Origin of the sequence: Nocardia ninae NBRC 108245, assembly GCF_007990755.1 — a bacterium.
In the GTDB taxonomy this organism is placed as follows: Bacteria; Actinomycetota; Actinomycetes; order Mycobacteriales; family Mycobacteriaceae; genus Nocardia; species Nocardia ninae.
This window is the reverse complement of record NZ_BJXA01000001.1, coordinates 371,481-386,023: the sequence shown is the minus strand read 5'-3', so window position 1 is coordinate 386,023 and position 14,543 is coordinate 371,481. Positions and strand designations below refer to the sequence as shown.

The window sequence follows — 14,543 nt, the reverse complement described above, 5'->3', positions numbered from 1 at the left end:
CATCACAACTCGCAGGTGGTCGCGCATTCGTGCCGTCACCCCGAACGGTCCGGAGCGACAGTGTGCGCAACGCAAACAAACATCCCATGATCGCGGGCAGCTGAATTGGGCAAACACTTGGTAAATGTCGTCTGGTGCCCAAGTGGGGAATCCCCGGATGTGCGATGGCTGGTTTGGCTCGAACTGGACGTGTGACCATTAAGCCTGTTGTCGGCCACCGGATCGGGGAAGCCAATGCGAACAATGATGATGAGGACGATGGCCGCGGTACGGGCGCGTGCCCGGCAGTGCGCGATCGGCGCCGCCGTCGCCGCAATCGGGTGTTCGGTGCTGGTCCCGACTTCGGGGCAAGCCGCCCCGCCGGCGCTCAGTCAGATTCAGGCCGAGGGTAGTTATCTCGTCGACGCGCAGGGCCGCAAGGTGCTGCTGCACGGAGTCAACAATGTCGACAAGCAAGCTCCTTATGTCGAGCCCGGCGACGGCTTCACCGTGACCGACCAGGACGCGGCACTGCTCGCCCGGCACGGATTCAACACCGTGCGCTTGGGTGTGAGCTTCGCCGGACTGATGCCCACCCGCGGCGTCGTCGACACCGCCTACCTCGAACGTCTCGTCAGAGTGATCGATACCCTTGCGGCCCAAGGCATCTACACGCTGCTCGACAATCACCAGGACGGACTGTCGAAGATCTGGGGCGGCAACGGATTTCCGGAATGGTCGCTGCGTGCGCGCCCGGCCGCCTGGGAACCGAACCCCGGCTTCCCGCTCTACTACCTGATGCCCAGCATGAACCGTGGCTGGGATGAGGTGTGGGACAACAGCAATGGCATCCTCGACCATCTCGGCACGGCGCTGGCGGCACTGGCCGAGAAGGTCAAGGGCCGCACCGGCGTCCTCGGTATCGAGCTGATGAACGAACCATGGCCCGGATCGGCGTTCCATACCTGCTTCCCAAACGGCTGCCCCCGGTTCGACACCAAATATCAAGCGGCCATGCAGAAACTGACCGATGCGGTACGTGCCCGCAACGCGAACATCCCGGTCTTCTGGGAACCGAACGTCACCTGGAACGAAACCATGCCGACCAACCTGGGCAAGAACCCACCGATCACCTCACCCGGCATCGTCTTCGCACCGCACGACTACTGCATCCCCAGCCAACTCGCCATCTACCTCGGCCTGCCCGAAGAACTACGCGGCGTATGCCCGGTCCAACAGGACAAAACCTGGGGCAACATCGACTCCTTCACCAAACGGACCGGAATCCCTACGCTGGTAACGGAATTCGGCGACGGCGACGCAACGGTACTGCGCAACACCCTCACCCGAGCCGACGAACGCTTCATCGGCTGGCAATACTGGCACTACGCCTCCAGCTTCGGCCCCGGCGCCCCCAAACCCGACCCCTTCCTCGGCGACATCGGCCGCGACCTGGTCCGCACCTACCCCCGAGCCACCGCAGGCACCCCCGGCCGCCTCACCTTCGACCCCGCCACCGGCGATTTCGCCTACCGCTACACCCCCCAACCCCTCGCCGCCCCCACCGAAATCTACGTCTCCGACCTGCACTACCCCAACGGTTACGAGGTCCGCGCCGACGGCGGCACCATCACCTCGCCCACCGGGGCGCGAGTGGTCACCGTGCAAGGCAACAGCACCGCCCCGGTCACGGTGTACATCAACCGACCCGGATCAGCGGGCGCCAAGGTGCCGACCGGGCCGGTCAACGGTGGCTGAATCGACCCGGCCCGATCAGTGCGGTGCTCGCGCATCAAGAGGCCAGACCCGGCCGATGAGACCGCGTCCGATGATGAGCCGCACCGCCTGCCGGGGATGGTGCCCCAGGACAGCAGCGCTACCTGCGTGTACCGCTCAGCGTGGCAACCGCATCCGGGTGACCGGTATCCGCTGTTCGCACGACCGAACCGGTCAGCGGGCTGTCAACCGCGCCGGCCGGGCTGGTCGCTACCGCCGGGCGGCTCGAAGCTCGCGCCACAGCGTCCGATAGAAATCGAGGTAGGTGCGTTCGACGTGGACGGCGCGTTGCTGGACCTCGGGGTGGCGGGCGGGGAGTTGGTTGAGGGGGACTGACATTGCGGCGTGGTGTTCGATGTGCAGGTTGTTGCCGTTGGTGAACCAGGTGGTGAGACGGCTGCCGCGGATGGAGCGGGTGTTGCGGAGGACGTCGGTGGTGTCGGTGTCGCAGAGGAGGTGTTCGGGGAGTTCGACCAGGAAGTGCATGGGGACGGCGAATAGTAAGGGCAGCAGCCAGATTCGGAGGACGAGGTCGTGCCGGCCGGTGGCGGCGAGGGTTACCGCGGCGAGCAGTAGGGCGCCCAGGACGAGGTGTTCGGTGATGGCTCGGCGGCGCATGGTGGCGCTGAGGTGACCGTGTTCGTACCGCCAGCGTCCGGTCGCCGCGCGCAGCACATCGCGAACAACGACGAGCAGCCGCGCGTAGTCGAACATGCCGCGCAGCAGTAGGGCGGCGGTGATCGGTGTGCGGGTGTCGAAACCGAAGAACTCGGTGTCGTTCGGGGTGCCGAGGTAGCGGTGGTGCTGCAGGTGGCGGACCCGGTAGTTGGTGTAGACGACCAGCAGTGGCAGACCGAGCGGCACGCCGACGAGGCGGTGCGGCCAGGCGGCGCGAAAAGCGCTGTGGTGCAACGCTTGATGTTGGAGTTCGACGGCGTGGGTGTACATCGCGGCCAGCAGCAGCGCTCCGGCGATCAGTGCGAACGGCTCGGGGCGCAGCGCGAGGGCCACGCCGAGGGCGGTGAGTACGCCGAGTACGGCGAGTTTGGTGAGGAAAACGCGCTCGTCGGCGGCGCTGGTCCGGGCGCGGGCGAACAGCAGCCCGGCAGCAGGGTGGGTCATTCGATCTTCTCGACTCGGGTCAGCGGCCGCTGAGCAGGACGACGTGGGTGCCGGTGAGCGGGGTGCGGCGGGCCTGGCCGAGCAGTCCTGCGAGGGCGACCGCGCCGGAGGGGGTCGGCCGAGCGCCGTGCTCGGCGAGCAGGTCCCTGGCGGCCAGCAGTTCGGTGTCGTCGGCGCCGAAGATCGCGCCGCCGGTCGCGGCGACCGCGGCCATCGCCTCGGGGCCTTGCAGCGCATGCCAATTGACCAGCGGCTGATTGTGGTCTGTGGTGACGACACCGTCCGGTGGCAGCATCCGGTACTCGCCGGGCCAGCTGGTCACGACGGGGTTGTTGGCTGCGGAGCCGACGCCGTTGATCGGTACCGACCAGCCGACGGCTCGAAGCTGCCGGTGTACCGCGATGATGGTGGTGCCGTTGCCGACCGGGATCCACAGCGCGGCAGGTGGTTCCGTCAGCGCGGCGCGCAGCGCGTGCACGACGACGCCGTGCCCGTCGAAGACCGCGTCCACGTACGGCCCGTCGACGTTGCCGTCGATGGAGCCGTCTTCGGTGGCGAGAGAGCGGGATTCGTCGACGGCATCCTCATAGCTGCCCGGGACGAGGTGCACGTCGGCACCGGCGTCGCGCATGAACGCGCCACCATCGCTCCACCCGGTCGGCAGCACGACGGTGCAGGCCAGTTCGGCCGCCGCACAGGCCATGGCCATGGCGCGGCCGTAGTTGCCGCAGGTGGCGATGACGACTCGCCGGTATCCGTCGGCGATGGCCCGGCTGACTACCGCACGGGCGGCCGGTTCCTTGTGACTGCCTGAGGCGTAACGGGTTTCGTCCTTGATCAGGATTCGGGTTCCCGGCACGAGTTCGCCCGCATCGATGAGCGGCGTGGCGTACGCGTCGGTCGGTGCGGTGGTCAGGGGTGAGGCGGGCACTGGCGGCCTTTCAGCGGAGAAGTTGAGCGTCGGCGAGGCGTTGCAGGTCGTCCCGTGAGTTGATCTCGGCGGGTGGCAGGGCGTCGGGGAGGTGGTCTTCGAGCAGGCGCAGGCGGGTATCCAGCCAGCCACGCACCGCCCAGGCGAGTTGCAGCAGGCCGCTGAGGACGACGAGCATGGCGAGCCCGCGGCCGGGGCCGACCCCGATGAGCAGGCCGACGGTCCCGGCGAGCGGGCCGCCTGGTTCCAGCAGCGGGCGCACGTACTCTTGCGCGAGCGGGCCGACCAGCAGGTAGCCCAGCGGCATGGTCAGCATCATCACGGTGATGAAGATGGACAGGACCCGACCCTGTAGTTCGAATCCGACCTTGGTCTGCACCACCGCGATCCAGTGCCCCTCGGCCAGCGATTCACCGAAGGTCAGCAGGAACATGCCCGCGATGACGAAGACCGGCGAACTACCCGATCCGACGACGGTCATGCCGATGCTTCCGATGCCCATGAAGATGATCAATCCGTTGGTCCGCCGGGCGGTGCCGCCCCACAGACCCATCACGAGACTGCCCGCCAAACCACCGAGTCCGCCTGCGCCGAGGGCGGTTCCGAGCACCGCGGGGGACTGTTCGAGCAGCAGCATCGGGGTGATGACGGCGAAACCGAGGGTGTAGAACGCGTGGTCGATGACGAAGAACCGCAGGGCGGCGCGCATGCCGGGGCGGCGGGTGATATACCGCCACCCGTTGACGATCTCGCTGCGGAACGTTTCGTCTCGGCGATGGAACAGCAAGTTCGGAAACCGGACAAGCAGCAGCGTGACGACGCCGATGGTGAATGTCACCATGTCGAGCAGGATGACGCCCGCGATGCCGATCAAGCCGATCAGCCCGGCCCCGAGCATCGGCGCGAACACCAGCCCGACACCGACGCCGAGTTGGCTGATGCCGTTCGCGTGCCCGAGGTAGCGCTTGGGCACGAGCTGCGCGACGGCGGCGAGATACGCGGGTCGCTGGAAGGCGCCGGCGATCGAGGTGACCGTGACGGTGAGGTAGATCTGCCACAGTTGTAGCCCGCCGGTGAACACCAGCACCGCAAGCACACTCATCGCCGCCGCGGCGGCGGCATCGCTGGCCAGCATCACCCGGCGGCGGTCCCAGCGATCGGCGACGGCGCCCGCGACCGGGCTGACGAGGATGCCCGGCAGCAAGCCGACCGCGTTGACGACGGCGAAGTCGGTGATCGAGCCGGTTTGCTGGAACACCCAGATACTGAGCACGAGGGCGCTGAGCCCGCTGCCGACCATGGAGACGAACTGCCCGAGGGCGACGAGCGCGAACCGGGACAGGCTGGGTGACGGCCCAGCCGGGGGAATCGGCTCCGGCGCAAGGGGTTCGGGTGCACGCTCGGCGAAACCGACCAGCGCCTCGGCCAGTGGCTCGGCGTGGCTCTTCACGAAAAAGTGCCCGGCTCTGGGCAGTACGGCCAGATCGAGCGGTCCGTCGCTGAAGTGCCGCCATTCGTGATGGCGTTCCACGTAGTGCTCGGTGACCCGATCCTTCGCGCCGACGACCGCAAGCACCGGCGTCTTCAGCGGTGGCCGCGGGTCGGTGTAGGCGGCAGTGAAGTACTCCTCGGCGTCGCGGGCGTCATGGCGGACGTTGCGCAGCACGAATGCCTGCTGCTGCGCGTCATCGATATCGACGAAGCCGCCACGGCCGCGCAGGTAGGTCAAATATTCACGGTCGGAGGTGAATCGGTCGGTCGGAATCAGCCGATAGAACCAGTCGAAGAACCGACCGGGCAGCCGCGCGGTCGGAAAGCCCGCGCCCAGTGCGACACCGGCCAGTTCGATGCCCGCCGCCTCGGCCTGCCGAGCCAACTCGACCGTCACCGCAACACCTAAACAATGGCCGTACAACAGAATTGGACCGCTGACCGTGGGCAGCTCGGCCAGGATCAGCTCGGCGACCACCGCGGCAGGCAGCAATTCCTCGTCCGGATGCGCCCGGTCGTGACCCGGTAGTTCCACCGCGTACAGCGCCCAGTTCGCTGGAAGTGCCTCGGCGAGCGGCTGATAGGCGACGGCGCTGCCGCCGGAGTAGGGCACCGCGACCACCGTTATGCCGTCGAGTCGGGCGTCGTTGTCGGTGAGCCGGTGCAACATTCGGCGTTCGGTGCGCGGCCCCGGATCGCGTTCATCGAGCAACGCGGCCAGCCGCCGCACCGTGGGGTAGCGGTAGAGCTCGACCAACGCCGGTGTCGGCTCGATTCGCCGGATCACCTTCAGCGCGGCGAACGAATCGCCGCCGAGGGCGAAGAAGGTGTCGTCGATGCCGAGGTCCGCGACGCCGAGCACCTCGCACCACACCGCCGCGATGTGTTGTTCAGTCGGCGTGCGCGGTCCTGGTCCCGTGCCCGGATCGATGTCGTCGGGCGGTGCGGGTAGCCGGTTCCGGTCGAGTTTCCCGTTCGGCGTCAACGGGAGCGCGGCCAGCGTGAGCACTCGGGCAGGCACCATGTGCGTCGGTAATTCGGTCGCCAGCGCCTCGCGGATCGCAGTCTCGTCGGCGGCCGAGCCGTCCCGGGTGACGACGTAACCGATCAACCGGGCGAGTGCGGACGACGGCGTGTGCAGGGTGACCGCGCAGCCGACCACCTCGGGCACGGCGCCGAGCGCGGCCTCGATCTCGCCGATCTCGATCCGGTAGCCGTTGACCTTGACCTGACCGTCGAGCCGCCCGAGGAAATCGACCTGGCCGTCGAGCCGCCACCGGGCGGAGTCACCGGTGGCGTACATGCGAGCACCGGGTTCGGGTGCGAACGGATCGGGCACGAACCGATCGGCGGTGAGCGTAGGCCGATGATGATAGCCGGGCGTCACACCGGCGCCGCCGAGATACAGCTCGCCCACGATCCCGGCGGGCACCGGTGCGCGATGCGCGTCGAGGACGTAGACGCGATTGTTGGGGAACGGCACGCCGATCGGCAGCGGGGCATTGCCGGGCAGATGGTCGACCGATCCGGTGAACCAGACATTGTCGACGGTGACCTCGGTGACACCGTAGGCGTTGACCACCGAATTGTCCGGGCCGACAAGTCGGCGTGCCAGCTCGTATTCGCGGACCCGCCATTCCTCACCGCCGCCGATCAGCAATCGGACGAAGTCGAGTCGCTGTCCGAGCTCCTCGACATGGGCAAGCAGGGTGCGCAGCACCGCCGGAACGAGTTCGGTGCACTGCACGCCTTCGGTACGCATCAGCGTGTAGAGGTCGGCGGCATCGAGCAGGGTCTCCCGTGGCACGATCACCAGTCGGCCGCCGGTGGTGAGCGCGCGCAGTGTCTCACCGACGAACATGTCGAACGAGAAGCTGGCAGCCTGCTGGTACGTCCACTCCGGCCGTAGCTCGTAGGCGTGGCGCCACATGCCGACGGCGTGCACCAGGTTGGCGTGATTCACCACGACGCCTTTGGGTTTGCCGGTGGAGCCGGAGGTGTAGATCAGGTAGGCCGGGTCGGTCGCCGTGTTGCGTAACGGCAGGTCGCTGCTGTCGTCCGGGGTGGCGCCGGTGAGGTACGCGGCGTCGATGACGAGCTGCGCGCCGCAGTCGGCGAGCATGTAGTCGAGCCGATCCCGCGGGTATGCCGGGTCGAGCGGCACATACGCGGCACCGGCTTTGAGCACCGCCCACACCGCGATGAACAGGTCGAAACCGCGGTCGAGGCAGATCGCGACGAAGTCGCGCGGCGCGACCCCCTCGGCGCGCAGCCGGCGGGCGAGCCGGTTGGCCCGGTGGTTCAGCTCGGCGTAGCTGATGGTGTCGCCGCGGAAGGTGAGTGCCGGTGCGTCGGGAGTTGTTGCGGCACAATGCTCGAACAGTTGGTGGACGGCGGTGGTGGTGAGTTGGGGGCGGGCGCTGTCGTTCCATTCGTGCACGATCCGACGGCGTTCGGAGTCGGTGAGCATCGGGAGTCGGGTCACCGGAGTATGCGGATCGGTGACGGCGGCGGCGAGCACGGTCAGCAAGTGATCGAGCAGGGCCGCCATCCTTGGGGCATCGAACAATTCGGTGGCGTAGTCGATGCTGAGGACCGGGCCGTCGAGGGGGAAATCCAGGCCGATGGCGACGTCGACCATGGTGGCGGCGGGGGCGAGTTCACCGGCGTACCTGACGGTGTGATCGCCTGGCTCCGGAGTGTTGTGGACCGTCAGCGTGACCGGGCTGATCCGGTTCCGATTCCCGGCGCCCGGCCGGGCGATGGCGTCGACCAGATCAGGTAGTGCGAGGTCTCGATGATCGAGATCGCGCAGGACCGCGTCGCGGACCCGGTCGAGCAGGTCGGCGAACGACGGTTCGCCGGAGACGTTTCCGCGGACCGGCAGAATGTTGAGCAGCGGACCGACCAGTGATTCCAGACCGGGAGTGGCTCGGCAGGCGACCGGAGCGAGCACGGTGATGTCGGTTCGGCCGGTGTAGCGGGTCAGCACTGTCTGCACACTTGCCAGCAGTGCCATGAACAGGCTGGCGCGGCGGCTCTGCGCGTAGGAACGGAGGCGTTCGAGCAACACCGGGTCGACATCGACGCAGACGCGCGCCGCGGCGAACGATCGGGCCGCCGGGCGCGGACGGTCGGCGGGCAGTTCCAGGTCGAGATCGGCGCCGTCGAAACGTGCTCTCCAGTAGGCGATCAAGGTTGCATCGACTGCCGGCAGGGAAGCGAGGTCGGGTAGTGGTGTGGGCGTTGGCAAGTCGCCGGCCCGATACAGCTGCGCGAGTTCGTTGCCGACGATGCCCGCCGACCATCCGTCGAACGCCAGGTGGTGGACGACGAAAACCACCTCGTCCGCAGTGTCGCCGCGGACCAGTGCTGCGTACGCGATCGGTCCGTTGCGCAGATCGATACTGTCGGTTGCGGATTCGAGCAATGGAATCGTCGCGTCGGGATCGATGACCATGCTCGGTTCCGCACCGTCGTCGAGGAAACGAGATCTGAGCAGCGGATGACGACGGGCCAGCGCAGCGAGACTGTGCGCGAGCATTGCGGCGTCTACCCGGCCGTTCCACCGGTAGCGGATACGCAAGGTATGCGCCGGCAGTCCGGTGCACACCTGTTCGGCCACCCAGAAGTCGCGCTGGAGTGGGCTCAGGCGTAGCGGGACATTCTCCGGCACCGCGGCGGTGGTGTGCTGGTCCTGGATGATGTTGTGCCGCAGTCGAGCCGCGATCGCCGCGATGGTGGGCGCGGCATACAACTCGCTCAGGGTGAGGTCGATGCCGTGGTGGTGGCGCAGGGCCGCGCAGAGGCGCACAGCCGTGAGCGAGTCGCCGCCGAGTGTGAGGAAGTCGTTGTCCGGGACCGTTATCGGGATCCCGAGCAGCGACTCCCACAGTGTGGCGATCTCCGCTTCGGCGGACGTGCCTGTCCACGCGACAGTGCGGGCGCGTCCGTCGCTGATGAGTACAGCGTGATCGATCTTGCCTTGCGCGGTCAGCGGAAGACGCTCGTGCCGAATGAGTTCGGCGGGCACGAGGTATGCGGGCAAGGTTTCGCGCAGTGCCGCCCGGATCTCCGTCAGATCGGTGCCCGTTGCCGTCACGACATGGCCGATCAGGATGGCCCGCTCGTCGCGCTGGTCGACCGACACGACGGCATCATCGATGGCGGGGATGGCGCGTAGGGCTGACTCGATGTCGCCCGGCTCGACGCGGAAGCCGCGAATCTTGACCTGATCATCGAGTCTGCCAAGGTATTCGAGCTGATCGTCGTGCCAGCGGACGCGGTCACCGGTGCGGTACTCCGTGCCGTCGGGCCCCGGCCGGAAACGCTCAGCGGTCAGGTCGGGGTTGTTCAGATAGCCGTCGGCGACCGTGCGGCCACCGATCACCAGTTCACCCACCGGCGCCGGGTTACCGTCGGCGTCGACCACCCGGCAGGTCACCCCGTCCAGCGGGGTGCCGATCGGCACCGCGTCGCCCGCCCATCGAGTGAGGTCCGCGACGGTCGCGACAACCGTGGTTTCCGTGGGCCCATAGGTATTGAGCAGCCGCACCGAACCGCCCGCCACCGTCTGCCAGCGGCGCACCGCGTCGGGACGAGCCGACTCGCCACCGATGATGGTGAGCCGCAACGTCGCGGGCAGCACGGCCTCACCCCGATCGAGTGCGGCCACCAGTTCATGCCAGTAAGCGGTCGGCAGGTCGAGGACGGTCACGCCGCCCGCCAGGCAGCGGTCGAGGAAAAGGTCCGGACGGCTGATCATGTCCTCGTCGCGAAGCACCACCGCCGCGCCGCAACTCAGCGGCAGAAAGAGCTCCTCGACGCTTGCGTCGAAGCTCAGCGACGCGAATTGCAGCACCCGATCATCGGCATCGAGCCCATACCGATCGATCGCGGCCGCACAGAACGCCGCCAGCGCCCGCCGGGAAACCACCACACCCTTCGGCCGTCCCGTCGTCCCCGACGTGAAGATCACATACGCGGCATCCGGCCGAGGTACGCCGCCGGCCAAGGCGACCACACCGTCCTGGGTGACCAGCGCCCGCGGTCGCGCATCCTCGATCATCGCGGCCAGCCGAGCCGCCGGATACGCCGGATCGAGCGGCACATACGCCGCCCCCGACCGCAGCGCGGCGAGGATGGCGACGACCGCCGCCCGCCCACGAGGCAACCGAATCCCCACCAGGTCGCCGACCCGAACCCCGTTCGCGCGCAAGCAATCTGCGAAGTCGTCGACCAGCGCGGCGAGCTCGGCATAGGTCAGGCTGCCGTCACCGTCGACGAGCGCGGTAGCACCCGGCCGACTGCTCACCTGCCCGGAAAAGGACTGCCACATCCCGTCCGTCACATCGCATCGGAATGTCCCACCGGCAGCACTCACCGGATCTCCTCGCCTCGGACCAACACCGCGGCAGATGCTATGGCGCAACCGGACTTCGGACGCTGCGGCCGGAGGGCCCGATGATGTTCTGATGACGCAGGGAGGCAAGGGAATTCGGGAGGGTCGACCCGTGGGCGTCGGCGATGGCGACGCTGCGCGCGGTGGCACCCACCGCGCGACCTGCGGGAAATCCTCGGTCCCCGGCGAATCCCCGAACAATTGTCGGGTCAGCACCGCGTGATCGGTCCGCCGTGAAGTCGCCGAACGGGGGAACCGCATCGATGATCGATTGATGATGGGTGTGGCTCCCGGGCGCCCTCGAAAGCTACGGCGCAGAGCAGTGGATCCGAACGCTGCGTCGGCAAGTAATCCATCAGCGATACAGGGGTTTCGGGGGTGGGTACGGTGGGTGGGGTGGGACTCGGCGATGGGGTCTCATGGGTGGGCGCGGTCGGAGCGGGCGCGGGACGCAGGGAGGGCAGGATGGGCGAGATCGAGGCTCAGGATCAGGTCGAGCTGTTGGGGGCGGATTTCTTCGAGGATCCGCACGTGTATTACCGGCGGTGGCGGGAGCGCGGGCCGGTGCTGCGGGTGCAGTTTCAGCGCGGCGTGTCGCAGTGGCTGGTGATCGGGTATGCGGAGGGGCGGGCTGTGCTCGCCGACCCCAGGATGCACAAGAACCTGGCCGAGGTGATCGAGGTTTTTCGGCAGAAAGATCCTGCGGCGCTGATGGATTCGCCCGTGTTGCCGCTGGTCGCGCACATGCTGAACACCGATCCGCCGGACCATACCCGGCTGCGCAAAATGGTCAACAAGGCCTTCACCGGCCGCCGGGTGGCGGCATTGCGGCCGCGCATCGAAGAGATCACCGCTGCGCTGCTCGATCGGATGGCCGAGCACGACGAGGTCGACCTGCTGGAGGCCTTCGCGGTGCCGCTGCCGGTCACCGTGATCTGCGAGCTGCTCGGGGTGCCGTTCAGCGATCGGGAGTCGTTCCAGCACTGGACGAAGGTGCTGGTCGGGGCGGTCGGCGGGCTGGAAGAACGGAACCGTTGCTCGGCGGAGATGGCGCAATATCTCGCCGCCCTGGTGCAGACCAAGCGCACCGACCCGGGCGACGACCTGCTCTCCGGATTGGTGCAGATCCGCGACGGCGGTGACCAGTTGACCGAGAACGAACTGATTTCGATGGCGTTCCTGCTGCTCATCGCGGGGCACGAAACCACGGTGAACCTCATCGGCAACGGCACATACGCATTGCTGCGCAACGAATCCCAATTTCGGGAACTACGCGCGGACCCGTCCGGAGTGCCCGCCGCGGTGGAGGAGTTCCTCCGCTTCGACAGCCCGGTCGACTGGGCCACCGTGCGCTACACCTCCGAGCCTGTGCAGGTCGGCGACGTCGAAATCCCGGCGGGCGAACTCGTGTACGTCGCCCTGTCCGCCGCGAACCACGACCCGGCCAGGTACCACGACCCCGACCGACTGAACGTCACTGGCGACGCCGGGGGGCACCTGGCCTTCGGCCACGGCATCCACTTCTGCGTCGGCGCCCCCTTGGCCCGCGTCGAGGCCGAAATAGCCTTCACCGCACTGCTGCAACGATTCCCGGACCTCACCTTGACCCCCGACGCGGCCACGCCGACCTGGCAGCACAGCCTCCTCATCCGTGGCCTCACCGCCCTGCCTGTCCGGTTGCGCAAGGAGGCGGCGGTCACGACGGGGGAGTGACGGCCAAGTAGACGCTGCTCCAGAGCTGTGCCGCATTGGATTCGGTGACATCGGCTTCGCTGGCACCGAAGGGTGCGACGCGATAGCGGCCGTTGTCGAAGCGCCAGCTCCACAGTTCGGAGTTGGCCATCGACTCGGCAGCCTTGATCGCCTCCCACAGGGTGCGCTGGGCGCTCACCAGCCGGTCTCGGACCGGCTGGGGTAGGTCGGTGCGGTCGAGTTGGCGAGCGAGACCGCTGGCGAGTGCGGCCTGCACCCAGGACCAGACCACGGTGCCGTGGTAGTCGTGGTTGGTGAACTGGGATTGCAGGGCGGGGTCGGCGAAGACCGGATTCGCCACGACCAACCCGGCTTCGGTGATCAAGCCGAGTGGGAAGGGGCGGAACATGGCGCTCACCTGCTTGTCGAGGATCTCGGGCGGCGGTGCGCCGAACAGCAGGTCGAACGTGTCGTCGGAGTGCGTGATCGGTATCGGTGCGCCGTTGGCGTCCAAGGCGATGGCGGGGAAGGTGATCGGGTTGTTGTCGATCGAGGCGAGCGCGTCTTGTGCGGTGACACCGATCTTTCCGGCGTAGGAATCGACGGCGGCCCTGGCCTGTTCGGCGTCGCGGGTCACGGTGAACAGTCGCGGGGCCTCGGCTCGCCAGGTTTTCGCGGCCGCGCCGGCGAAGGACAGTTCCAGCCGATCGTCGGCGGTCAGGAAGGGATCGAGTACCCCGTGGTCGAGCAGCCGCGCGGTCGCTTCGAGCGCGGCGGGCGCGAGGATGGCGTTGACGTCGTAGGGGTACCGGCCGCCGCCGAGACCGATTCCGCTGTCCCGCCATTCGCCCGAGTCGCGACCGGGCTGCAGGGCGATCAAGTTGCCGTATCGAGGCTCGTCGGCGAAGGCCGCCGTGGTCGACGTGACGAGTCGCAGGTTGCGCACCAACGCTTGACCGAGCAACACGGTCGAGTTGTCCAGCGGCGCACGTAGATAGGCGGACGCCCGTTCGGCGCCGGCCGGGTCGTCGAGCAGATGGGCGGCGGCAACCGGGGCGAGCAGATAGTTCTCGTCGACCATGTTGTAGTCGAAAATCGGCGCACCACTGAGAGTTCCGCTCTTGCGCTTGTTCATGAGCACCGCGTACTCCGACAGCGACTCCTCGTGCGCGACCTGCCCCTCGGGCCCGAGCCGAGTCAGTACGGAACGAATGCCCGCTTCGATCGCCTCGGGTGCCAGCACCGGCTTCAGCAGCATCATCGAGATGAGGGTGTCGCGGCCGAAATAGGTGTTGAAGCGCCACGATCCGGCGAGGAACTTCTCGCGGTAGCTGAGGAAGGTGAGCGTGTTCTTCGCGCCGTCGAGCTTGCGCTCACGGCCGTTGAACAGTTCGGATCCGGACAGCGGCGTCAACGGGGTGTCGCCGGTCATTGCGGTGACGCGCAGTGCGATTCGGCCGTCGGGCCCTGCGGTAATCGCCCCGTTCGGGGCCACCGACCCGTCGATGACCTCGAGACGGAGCTGGTATCCGGGCGCGCCGTCGAGACGATCCCGTGCCCACGTCACCGTGTTGCCGGCAATGGTCGGCGCGACCACGAGCTCGGTGGGCACGAGCGCGTACTGGTCGTAGTCGCGCAGGACCCGAACATTGGACAGAACGGCCTGCTTCGGTATCAACGTCGGCGCGCTGATGGAGGTATCGAACTCGATCCCGTGCCGTGGGCGCCCCTGAGAATCGTTGGACGCCTTCGCCTTCGGCGGTGCGTCCAGCACCCAGTCCGCTGCGGCGGCGATCGGCCCGAACCAGACCCCGGTGCCGCTGTTCCCGGCCGGAAACGCCGCCACGATGCGCGGATTGCGGCCCGAGCGCAGCAGCAGATGCGCCGCGGTCTTGTCCTCGCGCAGGAAGTAGTTCTGGTTCAGGCCTTCGCGCACCTCGAACCGGAACGCCGTGTCGCTCGGTGTGGACGCGCACCCGGTGGCGAGGAGCAGCAGGAGGACCACCCACACTGCCGCGAATTCGAAGAGCGACCCGCTCCGGCGCCCGGTCCGCAGTGCCTTGACGTGGTGCATGACAGAGCCCTTCCGTCTGTGCTCCGGGAGATCCTTTTCCGAACACGCCGAGCCCGCACAGCACTCGGCTGGGACCA

At 67.7% G+C, this 14,543-nt stretch carries 6 protein-coding genes; 2 read left to right on the top strand and 4 right to left on the bottom strand.

The window, feature by feature from the left end; genetic code table 11:
• Positions 1 to 258 precede the first annotated feature (258 nt).
• Positions 259 to 1,737 carry an endoglycoceramidase I gene (locus NN4_RS01795; protein WP_246180649.1) on the top strand — a complete coding sequence of 493 codons (1,479 nt, stop codon included), beginning with the start codon at positions 259 to 261 and terminating at the stop codon, positions 1,735 to 1,737.
• 228 nt (positions 1,738 to 1,965) lie between these two features.
• Here NN4_RS01795 and NN4_RS01790 read toward each other — a convergent pair whose 3' ends face one another.
• The 3 genes from NN4_RS01790 to NN4_RS01780 are packed head-to-tail and all read right to left on the bottom strand — an operon-like array spanning position 1,966 to position 10,682.
• Positions 1,966 to 2,877 carry a fatty acid desaturase family protein gene (locus tag NN4_RS01790; RefSeq protein WP_147128136.1) on the bottom strand — a complete coding sequence of 304 codons (912 nt, stop codon included), beginning with the start codon at positions 2,875 to 2,877 and terminating at the stop codon, positions 1,966 to 1,968.
• 19 nt (positions 2,878 to 2,896) lie between these two features.
• Positions 2,897 to 3,808: a pyridoxal-phosphate dependent enzyme gene (locus tag NN4_RS01785; protein ID WP_147128135.1), complete on the bottom strand. Its 912-nt coding sequence runs from the start codon at positions 3,806 to 3,808 to the stop codon at positions 2,897 to 2,899.
• 10 nt (positions 3,809 to 3,818) lie between these two features.
• Entirely contained in the window at positions 3,819 to 10,682 is a 6,864-nt protein-coding gene (locus tag NN4_RS01780) for a non-ribosomal peptide synthetase/MFS transporter (protein ID WP_222594927.1), read from the bottom strand.
• Positions 10,683 to 11,165: 483 nt separating this feature from the next.
• On the opposite strand from NN4_RS01780, the gene NN4_RS01775 reads away from it, so the two are divergent.
• Positions 11,166 to 12,413, top strand: coding sequence for a cytochrome P450 family protein (locus tag NN4_RS01775; protein WP_147128134.1), 1,248 nt, complete (start codon positions 11,166 to 11,168; stop codon positions 12,411 to 12,413).
• Here the strand turns inward: NN4_RS01775 and NN4_RS01770 are convergent.
• Positions 12,397 to 14,466, bottom strand: a complete 2,070-nt coding sequence (locus tag NN4_RS01770; RefSeq protein WP_147128133.1) for a hypothetical protein — start codon at positions 14,464 to 14,466, stop codon at positions 12,397 to 12,399. The two genes, NN4_RS01775 and NN4_RS01770, sit on opposite strands and share 17 nt — an antisense overlap.
• Positions 14,467 to 14,543: the final 77 nt, after the last annotated feature.